This window comes from Actinomadura sp. NBRC 104425 (assembly GCF_030269545.1).
Taxonomy (GTDB): Bacteria; Actinomycetota; Actinomycetes; order Streptosporangiales; family Streptosporangiaceae; genus Spirillospora; species Spirillospora keratinilytica.
On the sequence record NZ_BSTN01000122.1, the window covers coordinates 1 to 397 of the forward strand.

The 397-nt window shown below is 66.2% G+C and carries 1 protein-coding gene; it reads left to right on the forward strand.

The window, feature by feature from the left end; translation table 11 throughout:
• A partial coding sequence (locus tag QSK22_RS33385) for an AMP-binding protein (protein ID WP_285498506.1) occupies positions 1 to 397 on the forward strand: 397 nt, incomplete at both ends.

The window sequence follows — 397 nt, forward strand, 5'->3', positions numbered from 1 at the left end:
TGCCGCGTTCGGTGGACCTGGTCGTGGCGGTCTTGGGGGTGCTCAAGGCGGGGGCGGCGTATGTGCCGATCGACCCGGACTATCCGGCCGACCGGATCGCCTTCATGCTCGACGACGCCCGTCCCGCCCTGGTCCTCGGGCCGGACGACGTGGACGCGCCCGGCTACGACGACTCCAACTTGGGGCGGGACATCCACCCGCAGCACCCGGCGTATGTGATTTACACGTCGGGTTCGACGGGTCGTCCCAAGGGTGTGGTGGTTCCGCATCGCAATGTGGTGCGGTTGCTGCGGTCGACGGAGTGCTGGTTCGATTTCGGGCCGGATGATGTGTGGACGTTGTTCCACTCCTACGCCTTCGACTTCACCGTGTGGGAGCTGTGGGGTGCGTTGGCGTA